This is a genomic window from Streptomyces sp. NPDC040610 (genome assembly GCF_055594065.1).
In genome coordinates this window covers 503,057-521,446 of sequence record NZ_JBVIXA010000005.1, presented here as the reverse complement: position 1 = coordinate 521,446, position 18,390 = coordinate 503,057, and the positions used below count along the sequence as shown (strand labels likewise).

15 protein-coding genes and 1 tRNA gene are annotated in these 18,390 nt (G+C 71.3%); 9 read left to right on the top strand and 7 right to left on the bottom strand.

The window, feature by feature from the left end; translation table 11 throughout:
• Positions 1–91: 91 nt before the first annotated feature.
• Both ACZ6AA_RS21050 and ACZ6AA_RS21045 read left to right on the top strand, forming a co-directional pair.
• Positions 92–823 carry a carbonic anhydrase gene (locus ACZ6AA_RS21050; protein ID WP_468459827.1) on the top strand — a complete coding sequence of 244 codons (732 nt, stop codon included), beginning with the start codon at positions 92–94 and terminating at the stop codon, positions 821–823.
• 85 nt (positions 824–908) lie between these two features.
• A complete protein-coding gene (locus ACZ6AA_RS21045; protein WP_468459829.1) occupies positions 909–1,340 on the top strand; it encodes a hypothetical protein in 432 nt (143 codons plus the stop codon).
• 316 nt (positions 1,341–1,656) lie between these two features.
• Here ACZ6AA_RS21045 and ACZ6AA_RS21040 read toward each other — a convergent pair whose 3' ends face one another.
• Positions 1,657–3,048 (bottom strand): cystathionine beta-synthase, encoded by a 1,392-nt coding sequence (locus ACZ6AA_RS21040; protein ID WP_030360684.1) that lies wholly within the window; start codon positions 3,046–3,048, stop codon positions 1,657–1,659.
• 264 nt (positions 3,049–3,312) lie between these two features.
• Between ACZ6AA_RS21040 and ACZ6AA_RS21035 the strand changes: the two genes are divergently transcribed.
• The 3 genes from ACZ6AA_RS21035 to ACZ6AA_RS21025 all read left to right on the top strand — a co-directional run bounded on the left by ACZ6AA_RS21035 (position 3,313) and on the right by ACZ6AA_RS21025 (position 7,000).
• The gene (locus ACZ6AA_RS21035; RefSeq protein WP_468459831.1) at positions 3,313–4,326 is read left to right on the top strand and encodes an SGNH/GDSL hydrolase family protein; all 1,014 of its coding nucleotides are present in this window, start codon (positions 3,313–3,315) and stop codon (positions 4,324–4,326) included.
• 326 nt (positions 4,327–4,652) lie between these two features.
• The gene (locus ACZ6AA_RS21030; RefSeq protein WP_468482510.1) at positions 4,653–5,873 is read left to right on the top strand and encodes an acetyl-CoA C-acetyltransferase; all 1,221 of its coding nucleotides are present in this window, start codon (positions 4,653–4,655) and stop codon (positions 5,871–5,873) included.
• A gap of 311 nt (positions 5,874–6,184) precedes the next feature.
• On the top strand, positions 6,185–7,000 hold the full coding sequence (locus ACZ6AA_RS21025) for a hypothetical protein (protein WP_468459835.1): 816 nt from the start codon (positions 6,185–6,187) through the stop codon (positions 6,998–7,000).
• Positions 7,001–7,041: 41 nt separating this feature from the next.
• Here the strand turns inward: ACZ6AA_RS21025 and ACZ6AA_RS21020 are convergent, their stop codons facing one another.
• Positions 7,042–7,353: a hypothetical protein gene (locus ACZ6AA_RS21020; protein ID WP_468459837.1), complete on the bottom strand. Its 312-nt coding sequence runs from the start codon at positions 7,351–7,353 to the stop codon at positions 7,042–7,044.
• A gap of 101 nt (positions 7,354–7,454) precedes the next feature.
• Between ACZ6AA_RS21020 and ACZ6AA_RS21015 the strand changes: the two genes are divergently transcribed.
• Entirely contained in the window at positions 7,455–7,685 is a 231-nt protein-coding gene (locus ACZ6AA_RS21015) for a DUF4287 domain-containing protein (RefSeq protein ID WP_030360679.1), read from the top strand.
• Positions 7,686–7,839: 154 nt separating this feature from the next.
• Here ACZ6AA_RS21015 and ACZ6AA_RS21010 read toward each other — a convergent pair whose 3' ends face one another.
• Entirely contained in the window at positions 7,840–8,763 is a 924-nt protein-coding gene (locus tag ACZ6AA_RS21010) for a Bax inhibitor-1/YccA family protein (protein WP_468459839.1), read from the bottom strand.
• 150 nt (positions 8,764–8,913) lie between these two features.
• A complete protein-coding gene (locus ACZ6AA_RS21005; protein ID WP_468459841.1) occupies positions 8,914–10,089 on the bottom strand; it encodes a 4-hydroxybenzoate 3-monooxygenase in 1,176 nt (391 codons plus the stop codon).
• Between the two features lie 243 nt (positions 10,090–10,332).
• On the opposite strand from ACZ6AA_RS21005, the gene ACZ6AA_RS21000 reads away from it, so the two are divergent.
• The gene (locus ACZ6AA_RS21000; protein WP_468459843.1) at positions 10,333–11,130 is read left to right on the top strand and encodes a VOC family protein; all 798 of its coding nucleotides are present in this window, start codon (positions 10,333–10,335) and stop codon (positions 11,128–11,130) included.
• Between the two features lie 91 nt (positions 11,131–11,221).
• On the opposite strand, the gene ACZ6AA_RS20995 is transcribed toward ACZ6AA_RS21000, so the two are convergent.
• Positions 11,222–11,305: transfer RNA gene (locus ACZ6AA_RS20995), tRNA-Leu, on the bottom strand.
• A 473-nt stretch (positions 11,306–11,778) separates the two neighbouring features.
• Between ACZ6AA_RS20995 and ACZ6AA_RS20990 the strand changes: the two genes are divergently transcribed.
• The gene (locus ACZ6AA_RS20990; RefSeq protein WP_289949919.1) at positions 11,779–12,552 is read left to right on the top strand and encodes an ABC transporter ATP-binding protein; all 774 of its coding nucleotides are present in this window, start codon (positions 11,779–11,781) and stop codon (positions 12,550–12,552) included.
• A gap of 167 nt (positions 12,553–12,719) precedes the next feature.
• The gene (locus ACZ6AA_RS20985; protein WP_468459845.1) at positions 12,720–15,236 is read left to right on the top strand and encodes an ABC transporter permease; all 2,517 of its coding nucleotides are present in this window, start codon (positions 12,720–12,722) and stop codon (positions 15,234–15,236) included.
• 112 nt (positions 15,237–15,348) lie between these two features.
• Here ACZ6AA_RS20985 and ACZ6AA_RS20980 read toward each other — a convergent pair whose 3' ends face one another.
• Complete coding sequence (locus ACZ6AA_RS20980; RefSeq protein ID WP_468459846.1) at positions 15,349–16,710, bottom strand: class I SAM-dependent methyltransferase; 1,362 nt, start codon at positions 16,708–16,710, stop codon at positions 15,349–15,351.
• A gap of 223 nt (positions 16,711–16,933) precedes the next feature.
• Positions 16,934–18,331, bottom strand: a complete 1,398-nt coding sequence (locus ACZ6AA_RS20975) for an NAD(P)/FAD-dependent oxidoreductase (RefSeq protein ID WP_471459380.1) — start codon at positions 18,329–18,331, stop codon at positions 16,934–16,936.
• Between the last annotated feature and the right edge of the window lie 59 nt (positions 18,332–18,390).

The window sequence follows — 18,390 nt, the reverse complement described above, 5'->3', positions numbered from 1 at the left end:
AAGGGGAGTTGACGGCCCGGGGGCGCTGCGTACCCTGAACCGCCGCACGCCCCCGCCCGAGCCGCCCCGCCCCGGACCCGAAGGACGCGTCATGCCCGCCACCACCCCGCCGATACCTCCCACCACCACCCCCAGATCCCCGGCCAACCGCCGGGCCTTCCTGACGGCGACGGCCGCCACCGTGCTCACCTCCGCCACCGCCGTGGCCTCCGCGGCCCCCGCCCCCGCCCGCCCGGCCGCGGGCCGCGCCCGCCCCGCCACCGCCCAGGACGCGCTCGCCGCCCTCCTCGAAGGGAACCGGCGCTGGGCGAAGATCCGCTCGCGCCATCCGCACGAGGACCGGGCGCGGCGCGTGGCGGTCGCCCACGAGCAGCACCCGTTCGCGACGGTCCTGTCCTGCGTGGACTCCCGGGTGCCGCCGGAGCTGATCTTCGACCAGGGGCTCGGCGATCTGCTGTGCATCCGCACGGCGGGCGAGGTCCTGGACGAGGCGGTGCTCGGCTCCCTCCAGTACGGGGTGGCCGAGCTGCGCATACCGCTGCTGCTCGTCCTCGGGCACGAGCGGTGCGGGGCGGTCGCGGCGACGATAGAGCAGCTGCGCACCGGCAAGCAGGTGCCGGGGCACCTCACCCGGCTCGTCGAGGGCATCGGCCCGTCCGCGTGGGCCTGCCGGGACGAGCCCGGCGACTGGGTCGACCACACCGTGGCCGCGCACGCCCGGCGCATGCGGGACGCACTGCGCGCGGACACCGCGTTCCGGCCCGCCACGGTCCTCGCCGCCCGCTACGACCTCGACTCGGGTCTGGTGCGCGTACTGCCCTGACCTGGGACCCCTAGGGCTTGACCCAGTGCCGAAAGGGGGGCTACCCCCACTGCCGGCGCGGCGGACCCTGCGTACCGTATGGGCTATGGAAGCCCCACGTGACGCCGAACTCAAGAAGGAACTCGACGCCGCCTTGCACGCGCGCAAGGACCTCGGCGAAGAGTACGAGTCCGCGCTCGTCGACTCGTTCCTCGAAAAGGTCGAGAAGCGCCTCGACAGCACGATCGACCGTCAGATGCGCCGGCACCTGGCCGAGCAGCAGATGATCGTGGCCCGGGGGGCGCGCAACCCCGCCAGCGGGATCGACTCCTGGGGCGAGCGCTTCGGCTTCGGCGTGGTCTCCCTGATCCTCGCCATCCCGCTCTCCGCGATCGGCGTGGTCAACGCGGACCTGCCCGGCCTGTTCGTCACGTGGTTCGGCATCGTCGGCGTCAACGCGGTCCACGCGGCCCGGGGCACGGGCCTGCTCTCGGCATTGCGCCGCTCGCGCAAGTCGGAGTCGGAGTGGTCGGACTAGCTCCGAGCGCGAGCCGGGCCCGGACGGAGAGTGCGTAGCGCGGGGACCGCCGCACCCCCGGGGCGAACCCGGAGGGCGGGACGACGGCGGTCCCCGCGAGGGACACGGGCCGGGTCAGGACCGGGCGCCGCGTCCGGGCGTCGCTGGAGGTCCGGGAGCCGCTCCGGAAGTCCTGACGCCGACACCCACCAAGGTGCCGTACGCGTGTTAAGCGGGTGCTGCGCGGACGTGTCGCCTTCGTACCGCTTCCGCGAAGTTCCCCCGCCCGGGGGCCGATTGCGGGCGCGGCCGACCGCGCCCGCACCCCGGGAACCGCCTACGACCCCTGCTGCTCCGCGAGGAACGCCAGCAGGTCCTGACGGCTCACCACACCCGTCGGCTTGCCCTCGACGAGGACGATGGCGGCGTCGGCGGAGCCGAGGACCGACATCAGGTCCGCGACGGGCTCACCGGAGCCGACCTGCGGCAGCGGGTCGGACATGTGCTTCTCCAGCGGGTCGCCGAGCGAGGCCCGCTGGGCGAACAGCGCGTCGAGCAGCTCGCGCTCGACGACGGACCCGATGACCTCGGCGGCCATCACGTCCGGGTGACCGGCGCCGGGCTTGACGATCGGCATCTGCGAGACGCCGTACTCGCGCAGGACCTCGATGGCCTCGCCGACGGTCTCCTCGGGGTGCATGTGCACGAGGGAGGGCAGCTCGCCGCCCTCCTTGCGGCGCAGCACGTCACCGACGCGCGGCTGGTCGCCGGCCTCCTCGAGGAAGCCGTAGTCGTTCATCCACTCGTCGCTGAAGATCTTGCTCATGTAGCCGCGCCCGCTGTCGGGGAGCAGCACGACCACGACGTCGTCCGGACCGAGGCCCTCGGCGACCCGCAGCGCCGCGACGACGGCCATGCCGCAGGAGCCGCCGACGAGCAGACCCTCCTCCTTGGCGAGGCGCCGCGTCATCTGGAAGGAGTCCTTGTCCGAGACCGCGACGATGTCGTCCGTCACGTTCCGGTCGTAGGCCGTCGGCCAGAAGTCCTCACCGACGCCCTCGACGAGGTACGGCCGCCCGGACCCGCCGGAGTACACGGACCCCTCGGGGTCGGCCCCGACGACCTTGACCTTGCCGCCGGAGATCTCCTTCAGGTACCCGCCGGTACCGGAGATCGTGCCGCCGGTGCCGATGCCGGTGACGAAGTGGGTGATCTTCCCCTCGGTCTGCTCCCACAGCTCGGGGCCGGTGGAGTGATAGTGCGAGAGGGGGTTGTTGGGGTTGGAGTACTGGTCCGGCTTCCAGGCGTCCGGGATCTCGCGTACGAGGCGGTCGGAGACGTTGTAGTACGAGTCCGGGTGCTCGGGGTCGACGGCGGTCGGGCAGACGACCACCTCGGCGCCGTACGCGCGCAGCACATTGATCTTGTCGGTCGACACCTTGTCCGGGCACACGAAGACGCACTTGTAGCCCTTCTGCTGGGCCACGATGGCAAGGCCTACGCCCGTGTTGCCGCTGGTCGGCTCGACGATCGTGCCGCCGGGGCGCAGCTCGCCGCTGGCCTCCGCCGCCTCGATCATGCGCAGCGCGATGCGGTCCTTCACGGAGCCGCCGGGGTTGAAGTACTCGACCTTGGCGAGGACCGTGGCCTTGAGGCCCGCGGTCACGTTGTTGAGCCGCACCAGCGGGGTGTTGCCGACGAGGCTGATCATCGAGTCGTGGAAATGCACCGTGGTCTCCGTTTTTCCGGGGTATCCGGGCTGCGATGTCGTGGACGTCCCCGTGACGGACGAGCCGCGTGGGCCGCAGGTGTCGTACGGCCCCCACCGGCCCGCGCCCGGGGACGCCGCACGAGGTTTTCGGTGCCGTCAGCCTACGGCTCCGACTCCCCCGTTCACCTCCGCTCGCGATTGGCCGACCTGCCCGACGGGGCAATGACTGGATGTACGGGACGAAATGGGCTCCACACGACTTGACTGGGGTGACGGCGGAGCATGTCGAGGGCGAGGGTGGCGCGGCGCATCGCCGCGGGCGCGGCGTACGGCGGCGGAGGCATCGGGCTGCTCGGCGCGGCCACGGTCGGGGTCGTCCTCGCCGAGGTGCAGCTGGCCAAGCGATCGGTGGGCAACGGCGGGTACGGGGCGCCGCCGCGGGCGAACGGGCGGTACGGGGCGGCGTTCGCCGAGCGCTCCGAGTGCGGGGAGCCGCTGCGGTTCGCCATGCTCGGCGACTCCACGGCCGCGGGCCAGGGCGTGCGCCGGGCGCAGCAGACCCCGGCGGCGCTGCTCGCCTCCGGCCTTGCCGCGGTGGCGGAGCGGCCGGTGGACGTGCGGGTGGTGGCGCAGCCCGGGGCGCAGTCCGACGACCTGGAGCGACAGGTGTCACTGGTCCTGTCCGACGAGACGGGCTGGGTGCCCGACGTGTGCGTGGTGATGATCGGGGCGAACGACGTCACCCACCGGATGCCCGCGACGCAGTCCGTGCGGTTCCTGTCCGCGGCGGTCCGCAGGCTGCGCACCGCCGGGGCGGAGGTGGTCGTGGGGACCTGCCCCGACCTCGGCACCATCGAGCCCGTCTACCAGCCGCTGCGGTGGCTGGCCCGCCGGGTCTCGCGGCAGCTCGCCGCCGCGCAGACGATCGGGGTGGTGGAGCAGGGGGGACGGACGGTGTCCGTGGGCGACCTGCTCGGCCCCGAGTTCGCGGCGAACCCGCGGGAGCTGTTCGGGCCCGACAACTACCACCCCTCGGCGGAGGGGTACGCCACCGCGGCGATGGCCGTTCTGCCCACGCTGTGCGCGGCGCTCGGGCTGTGGCCCGAGGAGGAGCGGCCCGACGTGTCCCGTCGTGAGGGCTTCCTGCCCGTGGCCCGGGCGGCCGCCAAGGCCGCATCGGAGGGCGGTACGGAGGTCACCGGCGCGATGCCCACGGGCCCCCGCGGCCCCTGGGCCCTCCTCAAGCGCAGGCGCCGCCGCCGCATCCAGGAACCGGACCCGTCACCGATTCCCTAGCGGGGCTCCCCGATCCTGGGGCTCCGCCCCAGACCCCGCTCCTCAAACGCCGGAGGGGCTACATATGTCGCCGGTGCGGCAAGGTTTCAGCCCGTCCGGCGATTGAGGACGAGGCGCGAAGCGCCGATCAGCGGGGGTCCAGGGGGCGGCAGCCCCTGGTTTCGGAGAAGGGGCGGGACTGGGGCGCCCCGCGAGGGCCTGAGCACCCGCTTAGAAATGCGGCCCGCGTCACAGCTCCCGCCCCGTGACCGACAGCGATACGTGCAGGTAACTTCCCAGGGAGTCCTGCCCTGCCCCCAGGGCGCCCCCGCCAGTAGGAGCCCGTGATGCCCGAAGCCGTGATCGTCTCCGCCGCCCGCTCCCCCATCGGCCGCGCCTTCAAGGGCTCCCTGAAGGAGCTGCGCCCTGACGACCTGACCGCCACGATCATCGAGGCCGCCCTGGCCAAGGTGCCCGCGCTCGACCCGAAGGACATCGACGACCTGATGCTGGGCTGCGGCCTGCCCGGCGGCGAGCAGGGCCACAACCTGGGCCGGATCGTGGCCGTACAGATGGGGATGGACCACCTCCCCGGCTGCACGATCACGCGCTACTGCTCCTCCTCGCTCCAGACCTCCCGCATGGCCCTGCACGCCATCAAGGCGGGCGAGGGCGACGTCTTCATCTCGGCGGGCGTGGAGATGGTGTCCCGCTCGGTGAAGGGCACCAGCGACGGCCAGCCCGACACCCACAACCCGCTCTTCGCCGACGCCGAGGCCCGCACCGCGGCCCGCGCCCAGGAGACGGGCACCGACTGGCACGACCCGCGCGAGGACGGCCTGGTCCCGGACGCGTACATCGCGATGGGCCAGACCGCCGAGAACCTGGCCCGCGCCAAGGGCGTCACCCGCGCGGACATGGACGAGTTCGGCGTCCGGTCCCAGAACCTCGCCGAGGAAGCCCTGAAGAACGGCTTCTGGGAGCGGGAGATCACCCCGGTCACCACGCCCGACGGCACCGTGGTCAGCAAGGACGACGGCCCGCGCGCGGGCGTGACCCTGGAGGGCGTGGCCGGGCTGAAGCCGGTGTTCCGCCCCGACGGCCTGGTGACCGCGGGCAACTGCTGCCCCCTGAACGACGGCGCCGCCGCCCTGGTGATCATGAGCGACACCAAGGCCCGGGAGCTCGGCCTGACCCCGCTGGCCCGGATCGTGTCGACCGGCGTCTCCGCCCTCTCCCCCGAGATCATGGGACTCGGCCCGGTCGAGGCCAGCAAGCAGGCGCTCAAGCGCGCCGGCCTCGGCGTCGGCGACATCGACCTGGTCGAGATCAACGAGGCCTTCGCCGCCCAGGTGATCCCCTCCTACCGCGACCTGGGCATCCCGCTGGAGAAGCTGAACGTCAACGGCGGCGCCATCGCCGTCGGCCACCCCTTCGGCATGACCGGCGCCCGCATCACCGGCACGCTGATCAACAGCCTCCAGTTCCACGACAAGCAGTTCGGCCTGGAGACGATGTGCGTCGGCGGCGGCCAGGGCATGGCGATGGTCATCGAGCGCCTGAGCTGAGCGGCGGTCCCGCCGGAGTGACGCCCCGAAGCGGCCGCTCCGGCACCCTGAGTGGCCGCCCGTCTCACGAGCCGGGACGCGGCGGCCACTTCGGCCCCTCCACTCATTCGTGACCCAATCTCCCCCAGGATGTGACCAATCTCCTGGGGGAGGAACAACTGCCCAGGTCAGCACGGATGCGCCAATAAACACCGGGCCGAAAGTCCTGTCCAATTCGTGACGTAATGCACTGACAGCGGGATGGTGCAGGCTTCAAGCTGATGTAGGAAGTCGGGGGTCGACTTGAAACCGGGAGTACGTCAGTGAGCGCCATGCATCTTGCCTTGCTGCTCTCCGCGGCCGCTGCCACGGCCGTGGGCACCGCCACCCTGCACACCGTGCGGGGCCTGCGGCAGCAGATCACCGAGCTGCGCACCGAGCTGGCCGAGAGCCGCGGTGCGGCCGTCAGCCGCGCCTCCGTACCCGCGGCCCGCACCGCGGTGGACACCGAGGAGATACGCGCGGCGGTCGCCGAGGCCCTCGCCGAGGAGCGCGAGCGCGAGCTGGCCGAGGCGCGCGCGTTCTGGGCCGCCCAGGAGGCCCGGGACATCGCGGACACGCCCTCGCTCCTCAGCGGCCTGCCCGAGGGCATCGCGGACGAGCTGTTCCTGCCGCGCCAGGCCGATCTCGCGGGCCTTGAGTCGGAGAGCCTGGAGCCGGTCGTCGAGCCCTTCGCCGACCCGGCCGGGGCCGCGGACGAGTTCGCCCCGGACTCCCCGGAGCTGGCCGCGGCCCGCCGCCGCCACCCCTCCCACCCCGACTTCGTGCCGGTGCAGTCCGTCGCCCACGGCGACCACGAGCGCACCGTGGCCTGCCTGGAGGAGCTCGCGGACGCCCGCACGGCGCTCGCCGACGTCCGCCCGGGCCCCCTCGGCACCCTGGACGTCTATGTCTTCACGGACGGCACGACGCTCTGCATGACCCCGGGCCACCGGGAGACCGCGGAGCTGCTCGCCGCCGCCCTGCGCGACGGCCAGGCCCCGGTCCTCCTCGGCGGCTCCGGCGTCTCGGGCGCGTACGCCCTGACGTTCGCGTGCGGCACGGAGAACGTCTACATCCTGGCCGACCGCGTGATCGCCAGCGTCTGACGGCGGATTCCGGTCGGATCCCGGTTCCGGTCGGAATCCGGTCAGATCCCGGCCCGCCCCAGGGCCTGCTCCACCAGCTGAACGGCCTCCGCGAGTTCCCCCTCGTCGGCGAGCACCAGGGCCAAGTCCCGCCCCGCGACGGTGACTTGGTCGGCCGCCGCGAACATGCCCGCGTCCGGCATCCGGCGCGGCTCGCTGCCCGGCGCCTCCCGCACCTGGGTGCGCAGGGCCAACTCCCTCGCGAGCTCCAGCGCTTCGGCCGCCGCCCCGCGCTGCAGTCTGGACTGCGGGGCGGCCCGCAGCCGGTCCGCGAATCGGTCAACGGCCGTGATCAAAGGCGTCGTATCGAGCACTGTGCGACCCTACGCGTCGAGCAGGGACTGTTGCCAATACCCGAACGCTCAGGCACGGTGGCGTGAAGGACGGACCACATCGAACGCGTCCGGAGGCGCCGATGTCCCAAGTCTTCTCCGAGGAGACCCACCGAAATCTGCTCGCGCGAATCCCCCACTGCACAGGTCGTGAAGTCTCCGACTGGCTCCGCACCGTCGACGAGGGCCCCTCTCTCTTCCGCTTCGAGGAGAAGGTCAGCTGGCTCCGCGGCGAACACAACCTCGCGTACGGCCACGCCAAAGCGATCATCCACGAGTACGACCTGCGCCGCGCCGCACGCAAACTGCTCTGACCCCGACCCCTCGTTCCCCCGCGAAGACAGGCAGACAGCGCAAGACCCAGAACACGGACAGTGCAAACAACACATACAACAACGAAGGGCCCGCGGAAGGCGTTCCGCGGGCCCTTCGGCCGTGCTCAGGACGTCAGCCGCCCAGGGGCGGGCGTCAGTCGTTGCCCTGCAGGATCGCGATGAGCCGCAGGAACTCCATGTAGATCCACACCAGCGTCATCGTGAGGCCGAAGGCGGCGAGCCAGGCCTCCTCGCGCGGGGCGCCGTACGCGATGCCGTCCTCGACCTGCTTGAAGTCCAGGGCCAGGAAGCACGCACCGAGCAGGATGCCGATGATGCCGAACATGATGCCGAGGCCGCCGCTGCGGAAGCCGAGGCCGTCACCGCCGCCGAACACGGCGAACAGCAGGTTCACCGCCATCAGCAGGACGAAGCCGAGGGCCGCCGCCATCACGAAGCCGTAGAACCGGCGGTTCACGCGGATCCAGCCGGCCTTGTACGCCACGAGGACGCCGAGGAAGACCGCCATCGTGCCGAGCACGGCCTGCATGGCCGCGCCGCTCGCGATGCGGTTGTCGACGACGCTGGAGACGACGCCGAGGAAGACACCCTCCAGGGCGGCATACGCCAGGATCAGGGGCGGCGAGGCCTTGCGCTTGAAGGCCTGGACGAAGCCCAGGATCATCGCGACGAGACCGGCGCCGACCGCGATGCCGATCGACCTGCTGAAGTTGGCGTCGTCCACGGGCAGCAGCGCCCAGGCGAGCGCGGCCGTGACGACGAGGACGCCGAGCGTGGTGGCCGTGCGCATGACGACGTCGTCCATCGTCATGCGGCCGGTGGTCACCGGGGACTGGGGCGGGGCGCCCTGGAGGTCCTGCTGGGCGTACGGATTGTTGGCGTACGGGTTGGCGGGGGCCTGCTGGCCCGCGCCCGCGTACGGGTTGCCCTGCGCGTACGGATTGGCCTGCGTCCCGACGGCTGCGGCTCCCCCGGCCTGCGGCTGCGCGTTGAAGCCCGCATAGCCGTTGTCGCGGCTGAACCCCCGTCGCGAGAAGACCGGGTTACTGCTCCTCATCTCACTCCTCCATGGCCACCGTGCGTGGCTTTGGTTCAAGAGTAATGGGCTGGCAAAGATCCAGCCCTAGTGCTCAGGGAGGATCTTTCCCCATCTGTGACGAGGAACGCTCGCCGAGGCTCCGGTGTTCCTGCCGCTCCGGGCGCCCGCTCAGTCGAGCGGGAGGCCCGTGTAGCTCTCGGCCAGGTCCGTCGCCGCCGCCCGCGAGGTGGCGATCCGGTCGAGCCGGGCCAGCTGGAGCCGGTCGTCGAAGGGGGTGGCGTCGGGGTCGCGGTGCAGCAGGGTCGTCATCGCGTACGCGAACCGCTCGGCCTGCCAGACCCGGCGCAGGCAGGTCGCGGAGTACGTGTCGAGGCCCGTCGGGTCGCCGCTCGTGTGGTGGGCGACCAGGGCGCGGGCGAGGGTGACGACGTCGCCCACGGCGAGGTTGAGGCCCTTGGCGCCGGTGGGCGGCACGATGTGGGCGGCGTCACCGGCGAGGAAGAGCCGGCCGTGGCGCATCGGCTCGTGGACGTGGGAGCGCATCGGAGTGACGGACACGTCCGTGATCGGCCCGCGCGCGAGCCGCCAGTCGTCGTCCGTGGCGAGCCGCAGGTCCAGCTCGTCCCAGACCGCCCGCCCGCTCCAGTCGGCGGCCCGGGTGCCCTCGGGGACCTGGAGGTAGAGGCGGGAGACCGTCGGCGAGCGCATGCTCAGGAGGGCGAAGCCGCGGTCGTGGCGGGCGTAGACCAGCTCGTCGTGGGAGGGCGGCGCGTCGGCGAGGACCCCGAGCCAGGCAAAGGGGTACCTGCGCTCGTACGTCCGCGAGAGCGCGGCGGGCACCGCGGCCCGGGACACGCCCCAGTAGCCGTCGCACCCGGCGACGTACGCGCAGTCGAGGACGCCCTCACGGCCCTCGTGGCGGTAGCGCACCCGCGGCGCGTCGGTGTCGGCGTCCTCGACGGCGAGCGCCTCGGCGCCGAAGAGCAGCGGGCCGCCGCCGCGGAACCGCAGGGCGATCAGGTCCTTGCACACCTCCGTCTGGGCGTAGACGGTCACCGACCGGCCGCCGGTCAGGGAGGGGAAGTCGACGCGGTGCCTGCGGCGGTCGAAGCGCAGCTCGATGCCGGTGTGGCGCAGGCCCTCGCGGTCCATGCGGGCGCCCGCCCCGGCCGCGCGCAGCGCGTCGGCCGTGCCCTGCTCCAGGATCCCGGCGCGCTGGCGCCGCTCCACGTAGGCGCGGTCGCGGCTCTCCAGGACGACGGACTCGATGCCCGCGGCGTCCAGGAGACGGGCGAGCAGGAGGCCCGCGGGGCCCGCTCCGATGATCGCGACGGTGGTGCGCATCACGGGAGTGTCGGGCCGCCCGGGGCGGGTGTCAACGGTGGGGCGGCGTGCCGGGGCCGACTCCGCGCCCCCGGTGCCCCCGCGCTCGTGGCGCGGTTGTCAGTGGCTGCTGCCATGCTGAGAAGTGCCCAGGAACCCAGGAATCCACGGCCGCGGGCGGCGCGCCCGGGCCCGTGCGGTACGGCTCCCGCGCCCGGCACGGCGCGGCGGGACGGCCCCACCGAACCTTCGAAGGGCAGGACCATGCTTTCCACCGACTTCGTCCCCGGCGCCCCGAACTGGCTGGATCTCGGCGTCCCGGACACCGATGCGGCGGTGTCCTACTACTCCGCGGTCTTCGGCTGGGAGTTCCAGTCGGCGGGCCCGGAGGGCGGTGGGTACGGCTTCTTCGTGCAGGACGACAAGACCGTCGCCGGGCTCGGCCCGCTCACCGAGGAGGGCGCGTCCTCGGCCTGGACGCTGTACTTCCACACGGCGGACGCGGACGCCACCGCCAAGGCCGTCGAGCAGGCGGGCGGCACGGTGCGGGTGCCCCCGGGGGATGTGTTCAGCTTCGGCCGGATGGGCCAGTTCAGCGACCCGGCGGGCGCGGACTTCGCCGTCTGGCAGCCGGGCGACACCAAGGGCGTGGACCTCGTCAACACGCCGAACTCACTGACCTGGGCCGAGCTGTACACCACGGACGCGGCGGCGGCCAAGGACTTCTACCGCGCGGTGTTCTCCTGGCAGCTGACCGACATGGAGATGGGCCCGGACATGACGTACACCGTGCTGACCCCCTCGGGCGGCACGGAGGAGAACAGCCACGGCGGCCTGATGCAGCTCCACCAGGACAACCTGGACGCGGGCTCGGGCCCGGAGTGGCATCCGTACTTCGAGGTGGCCGACTGCGACGCGGTCTATACCAAGGGGCTCGAGGCCGGGGGCACGACGCTCATCCCGCCGATGGACGCCCCGGGGATCGGCCGGATGGCCATGCTGACCGACCCCGCAGGAGCGCCGTTCGCGATCATCAAGAGCGAGCAGGCTCCGCCGAGTTGACGGGCCGTCACGCTGCGGCGCGCCCTGCGCGCGCCGCACGTGCGCGTACGGGACGCGCCGCGCCTGTGCGTACGGGAAAGGAGGGCGGAGGTGCCCGGAACCGGACTTGAACCGGTACGCCCGCTAAGGGGCAGCGAGGTTTAAGCTCGCCGTGTCTGCATTCCACCATCCGGGCAGGTGCGTGGGCTCCGCAACAAGGCTTCGACCCTATCGGGAGGCATCCCCCGAACAGCGGAACGACAGCCCGACGTTGTCTTATTTTATTGACGTCTGAGGGTGCATCAGCACACGGTACTGGCCGGTGGTACTTGCCATCGGCCTTGTCGGCGGGGGCACGCGCGGGTGAGGGAATTGACGGAATTTAGCCGTCCACGGGCGACACGTCCGCGCCGGGTCCCCGCGCCCCTTTAGCGCCCCCTCATGGCCCCTGCCGTGACCCCTGTGCGAAGGCCTCGTGAACACCCGCGCAAGAGCGCCCGCCCCCGGTCCCGAGTAGGGGGCGCCCGTCATCCCCAGGTATGACATGCCCCCACCGAGTCCGACCGGAGTCGCCCCCAGGAACCGGAACAGCGGCTGACTCCACGGGGCCGTTCCGCCGTGACGATGGAGTACGTACCCCACTCGCCGTCCCGACAGGAGCCCCCGCCCGTGACCACCACCACTTCCTTCGCCGCCCGCGCCACCCAGGTGGCCGCCCGCGCCACGGATCTGTCCAAGGTGTACGGCCAGGGTGAGACCCAGGTGGTCGCTCTGGACCATGTCTCCGTGGACTTCGGACAGGGCGAGTTCACCGCGATCATGGGCCCCTCGGGCTCCGGCAAGTCCACGCTGATGCACTGCGTGGCGGGCCTGGACAGCTTCAGCGGCGGCTCCGTGCGCATCGGGGACACCGAGCTGTCCACCCTCAAGGACAAGCAGCTCACCAAGCTCCGCCGGGACAAGATCGGGTTCATCTTCCAGGCGTTCAACCTGCTGCCGACGCTGACCGCCCTGGAGAACATCACGCTCCCCATGGACATCGCGGGCCGCAAGCCGAACAAGCAGTGGCTGGAGCAGGTCATCTCCATGGTGGGTCTGGCCGGGCGCCTGTCCCACCGGCCCACCGAGCTGTCCGGCGGCCAGCAGCAGCGGGTGGCCGTGGCCCGTGCGCTCGCCTCCCAGCCGGAGATCATCTTCGGGGACGAGCCGACCGGAAACCTGGACTCGCGGTCCGGCGCCGAGGTGCTCGGGTTCCTCCGGAACTCGGTGCGGGAGCTGGGGCAGACCGTCGTGATGGTCACCCACGACCCCGTCGCCGCCTCCTACGCGGACCGGGTGATCTTCCTCGCCGACGGGCGGATCGTGGACGAGATGATCCAGCCGACCGCTGATGGGGTCCTGGACCGGATGAAGGACTTCGACGCGAAGGGCCGGACCAGCTAGCGCTGGTCGGCCCCGCTGGGGCCTCTCCGCCGCGAGCGCTGCGCGTGCCTTCGGACTGCCGGTCCGCTGTGGCTGGTCGCGCAGTTCCCCGCGCCCCTTCGGGGCGCCACCTGGGCCTCGTACGCCCCGCCCTGACCTCCGATCGACCCCCTCACCTGGATCTCACCATGTTCCGTACCGCCCTGCGCAATGTGCTCGCGCACAAGGCCCGGCTGTTGATGACCGTGCTCGCCGTCATGCTCGGCGTCGCGTTCGTCTCCGGCACCCTGGTCTTCACCGACACCTTCGGCTCCGCCTACAAGAACAAGTCCGCGAAGAGCTTCGACCACGTCTCCGTCGCCATCAAGCCCGACGGCGGCTCCCGGGACGACGGCCAGGAGGCCAAGCAGCCCGACCGGCTGACGGACTCCCTGCTCACGCGGGCCGGGAAGCTGCCCGGCGCCCAGTCGACGCTCGGCAGCGTCTCCGGCTTCACCGCCCTCGCCGACAAGGACGGCAAGCTGGTCGGCGGCGAGTGGGGCACCACGGGCTCCAACTACTTCCCCGGCAAGGACGGCAAGGACCCGCGCTACGACTTCGCCGACGGCGCGGCCCCCAAGTCGGCCGGTGACATCGCCCTCGACAGCCGTACCGCCGACCGCACCGGCTTCAAGGTCGGCGACACGGTCCGCTACTCCACCGACGGACCGGTGAAGACCGCCAAGGTCAGCGGCATCTTCGACACCGACGACGGCAGCGTCGTCGCGGGCGGCAGCCTCGTCGTCTTCGACAACGACACCGCGCGCAAGGTCCTCGGCAAGTCCGAGTACGACGAGATCGACGTGAAGGCCGCCGCCGGCACCAGCGAGTCCGCCCTGAAGGCGTCCGTCGAGAAGATCCTGCCGAAGGACACCGAGGCCGAGACCGGCACCTCGCTGAAGGACGAGCAGGACCGCATGATCGAGCAGAACACCAGCTCCATGAGCCAGGTGCTGCTGATCTTCGCCGGTATCGCGCTGTTCGTCGGCATCTTCATCATCGCCAACACCTTCACCATGCTGGTTGCCCAGCGCACCAAGGAGCTGGCCCTGATGCGCGCCGTCGGCGCGTCCCGCCGTCAGGTCACGCGCTCGGTCCTCATCGAGGCGTTCATCGTCGGCCTGGTCGCCGCCGTCGCGGGCTTCGCCCTCGGCATCGGCGTCGCCGTGGGCCTGGAGTCCCTCATGAACGCGGGCGGCGCCTCGCTGCCCGACGGCCCGCTCGTCATCGGCCCGACGACGATCGTCACGGCACTGATCATCGGCGTGGTCGTGACCATGCTCGCCGCCTGGCTGCCCGGCCGCCGCGCCGCGAAGATCCCGCCGGTCGCCGCGATGAACAGCGTGCACGCCTCGCCCACGGTGCGCGGCCTGGTCGTACGCAACACCATCGGCTCGCTGCTCGTCGCCCTCGGCGTGGTCATGCTGTTCATGGAGGACAACTACGTGAAGTCCGGGGGCGCCGCGACGATCCTCGTCGGCGTCATCGTCCTCACGCCGCTGCTCTCGCGCCCGTTCATCGCCGCCGCGGGCCCGCTCCTGAAGCCCTTCGGCGTCACCGGCAAGCTGGCCCGCCTCAACTCGGTCCGCAACCCGCGCCGCACGGCCTCCACCGCGTCGGCCCTGATGATCGGCCTGACCCTCATCACCGCGATGACCGTCGTCGCCGTCTCCATGGGCAGCGCCATCAACAAGATGGCCACGGACTCCCTGAAGGCCGACTACGCCGTCTCGATGGCGAACTTCCAGCCGCTGACCCCCAAGGTCCACGAGCAGCTGGCCGAGCTGCCCGAGGTCGAGGCCAGCAGCGCCCTGCGCACCACCTGGGGCGAGGCCGACGGCCGCGACACCCGGATCTCCGGCGTCGACCCCAAGGCCTTCGACAAGCTCGTCGGCCTGGACTTCACCAGCGGCTCCGTGGCCGGTCTGAAGGGCAACGCCGTCCTCGTCGACAAGGAGACGGCCGACGCCAAGGGCCTGAAGGCCGGTGACACCGTCCCGGTGAAGTTCGACGACGACAAGACCACCCGGCTGAAGGTCGCGGGCGTCTACAAGTCCAACGAGATGCTCGACGGCCTCTTCACGCCCACCCCCGTCGTCACCCCGCACCTGTCGAAGATCCAGGACCAGCAGGTCCTGCTGAAGATGAAGGGCGGCGCCTCCGACAAGGCCGAGGACGCCATCGTGAAGGCCCTCGGCGACAACCCCGCCATCAAGATCCAGGACAAGGACGACATCAGCAACGAGGTCGGCGGCGCCATCAACATGCTCCTGAACATGCTGTACGGCCTGCTGGCCATGGCGATCCTCGTCGCCGTGCTCGGTGTCATCAACACCCTGGCGATGTCCGTCTTCGAGCGGAAGCACGAGATCGGGATGCTGCGTGCGATCGGGCTCGACCGGGCGAAGATCAAGCAGATGGTGCGGCTTGAGTCCGTGGTCATCTCGCTGTTCGGCGCGGTGCTCGGTGTCGGCCTCGGTCTCTTCCTCGGGTGGGTCGCCGGAGACAGCATCTCCGGCACCGTGACCACGTACTCGATGGAGGTGCCCGTGGGGCGGATCGTGATCTTCCTTGCCATCGCGGGTGTGGTCGGTGTCCTGGCCGCAGTGTGGCCCGCGCGGTCCGCTGCGCGGCTGAACCCGCTGCAGGCCATCAAGTCGGAGTGACGCTTGCGCTGTGCTGAGCGGGGCCCCGGGGTGAGCACACCCCGGGGCCCCGCTTTCGTCATACGGGGGCTTCGCCCCCTGGCCCCCCTTGTTGCCGCTACGCGGCTCGTCCTCAAACGCCGGACGGGCTGGGGTCTGCCTGCTGCGGGCTTGGATCCCCGGCATGCGGGACAGGGGCGCCTCGCCAGTCCCTGGCTCGCAGGGGCATCCCCGAATTGCCCTTCTGCGGTGTGCGGACCGCCAGGACCTGGTTGACCCCTATGCGGTTGTTCTCGAAGGCCAGGGCCGATGCCGCCATGTAGAGGCGCCAGATGCGGGCGCGGCCGGGGGAGGTCAGGCGGACCGCCTGGGGCCAGTGGGACTCCAGGTTGGTGACCCAGTGGCGCAGGGTGAGGGCGTAGTGCTCGCGGATGGACTCCACGTCGCGGACCTCGAAGCCCGCGCGCTCCAGGAGGCCGACGGTGGTGCCGAGGGGGGCCAGCTCGCCGTCGGGGAAGACATAGGCGTCGATGAACTCGTCCACGGAGTACGCCGACTCGTCGACCTGGGGGCGGCGGGCGATCTGGTGGTTCAGGAGGCGGCCGCCGGGCTTCAGGAGGGCGTACAGCTCGCCCGCGTAGTCCAAGTAGCGCTCGGAGCCGACGTGTTCGGCCATGCCGATGGAGGAGATGGCGTCGTACGGGCCGTCGCGCACGTCGCGGTAGTCCTGGACGCGGATCTCGATGCGGTCGGTGAGGCCCTCCTGGGCGATGCGCTTCCTGGCGAACGCGGCCTGCTCCTGCGAGAGCGTGACGCCGACGACCCGCACGCCGTACTCACGGGCGGCGTGGATGGCCATGGAGCCCCAGCCGCAGCCGACGTCCAGGAGCCGCATGCCGGGCCTCAGGTCGAGCTTGCGGGCGATGAGGTCGAGCTTGTCGCGCTGGGCGTCCGCCAGGGTCGCGTCCGGGGACTCCCAGTAGGCGCACGAGTAGACCATCGAGGGGCCGAGCACCAGCGCGTAGAAGTCGTTGCCGACGTCGTAGTGGTGGCTGATGGCCTTCTTGTCGCTGCCCTTGGTGTGCCGGTGCGGTCTGCCGGGCCTGCGCATCTCCTCGCGCGGCACGGGCGGCGGCACGAACGGCGCGGCGAGCGCGAACAGGGCCCGGGCGGCGGCCCTGACCTGCGGGTCGCGCAGCTTCTCGGTGAGGCTCGGGGCGTCGTCGGAGCGCTCCCAGATGAACTCGGCGAGCAGGTCGAGGGCCGCGTACAGATCGCCGTCGACATCGATGTCCCCGGCCACCCAGGCCCGCGCGAGCCCCAGCTCGCCCGGCTTCCACAACAGGCGGCGCAGCGCGCGACGGTGGCGTACGACGAGGGTGGGGGCGCCCGGCGGCCCCGCTTCCGAACCGTCCCAGGCCCGGATCCGAACCGGCAGCTCGGTTCCCACCAACTGCTCGGCAAGATTCTGCAGCCGCAGTGCGGCGTCCTGCATGGCGCACACCTCCGTGATCACAACCCGGAACGGAACGGTCCAACACCACGTAAACACCAACGGGCGGCGCGCGCAGTCCCGTTGCACCGTTACGAATATGCAAAATGCATGTAGCGGGCATCTAGGGACGCCAGGGAACGCCGAAAGGGCCCCCGCACCACGGATGGCGGGGACCCTTTCACGCTGTACTGCGGGTCTTGCTGCGGGCCCTTGGCCCAAGCCGTCAGGAGGCGGCCTTCTCCTCGACCGGAGCGGCCGGGGCCTCGGCCTTGACCGCGGGCTTCGGGGCCGGCTTGGCGGCCTCGTAGAACTCCTCGCGCGGCGTCTCCATGGCGCCGAGCGAGACGACCTCGCGCTTGAGGAACATGCCGAGCGTCCAGTCCGCGAAGACGCGGATCTTGCGGTTGAACGTGGGCATCGCCATGCCGTGGTAGCCACGGTGCATGTACCAGGCGAGACGGCCCTTGAGCTTGATCTTCATCTTGCCCATGACGATCATCGCGACGCCCTTGTGCAGGCCGAGGCCCGCGACCGCGCCCTTGTTGGCGTGGCTGTACTCCTTCTGCGGGAAGCCCCGCATGCCGGAGATCACGTTGTCGCCGAGGACCTTGGCCTGGCGCAGGGCGTGCTGGGCGTTCGGCGGGCACCAGGCGTTCTCGTTGCCCGCCTTGCGGCCGACGACGTCCGGCACCTGGGCGTTGTCGCCCGCGGCCCAGATGTAGTCGGTGCCCTGGACCTGGAGGGTCGTCTGGGTGTCCACGTGGCCGCGGGGGCCGAGCGGCAGACCGAAGCGCGCGAGCGCCGGGTTGGGCTTGACGCCCGCGGTCCACACGATGGTGTTGGAGTCGACCTCGAGGCCGTTGTTGAGGACCACGTGGCCGTCCACGCAGGAGTCCATGCCGGTCTTCAGGTAGACCTCGACGCCGCGGCCTTCCAGGTGCTCCTTGCCGTAGGCGCCGAGCTTCGGGCCGACCTCGGGGAGGATCTTGTCGGCGACGTCGACGAGCAGGAAGCGCATGTCCTCGCGCGTCACGCTCTTGTAGTACTTGGCCGCGTCGCGGGCCATGTCCTCGACCTCGCCGATGGTCTCGGCACCGGCGAAGCCACCGCCGACGAAGACGAAGGTGAGCGCCTTGCGGCGGACCTCCTCGTCCGTCGTGGAGTCGGCCTTGTCGAGCTGCTCGAGCACGTGGTTGCGCAGGCCGATGGCCTCCTCGATGCCCTTCATGCCGATGCCCTGCTCGGCGAGGCCGGGGATCGGGAAGGTGCGGGAGACCGCGCCCATCGCGATGACCAGGTAGTCGAACGGCAGCTCGTACGCCTCGCCGACGAGCGGCGCGATCGTGGCGACCTTGCGGTCCTGGTCGATGGTCGTGACCCGGCCGGTGAGGACTTCCGCCTTGGGCAGCACGCGTCGCAGCGGGACGACGACGTGCCGAGGCGAGATGCTGCCGGCCGCAGCTTCGGGGAGGAAGGGCTGGTACGTCATGTACGAGCGCGGGTCGACGACCGTGACGGTCGCCTCTCCGTAGCGCATCTTCTTCAGAATGCGTCGAGCTGCGTACAGGCCTACGTACCCACCGCCTACTACGAGGATCCTGGGACGCTCCGTGGTGCTCATGCCATCGAGTATCCACCCCCTCCCCGGGGGTCGCTCGTGCGCCCCTTCACAAGCATGGG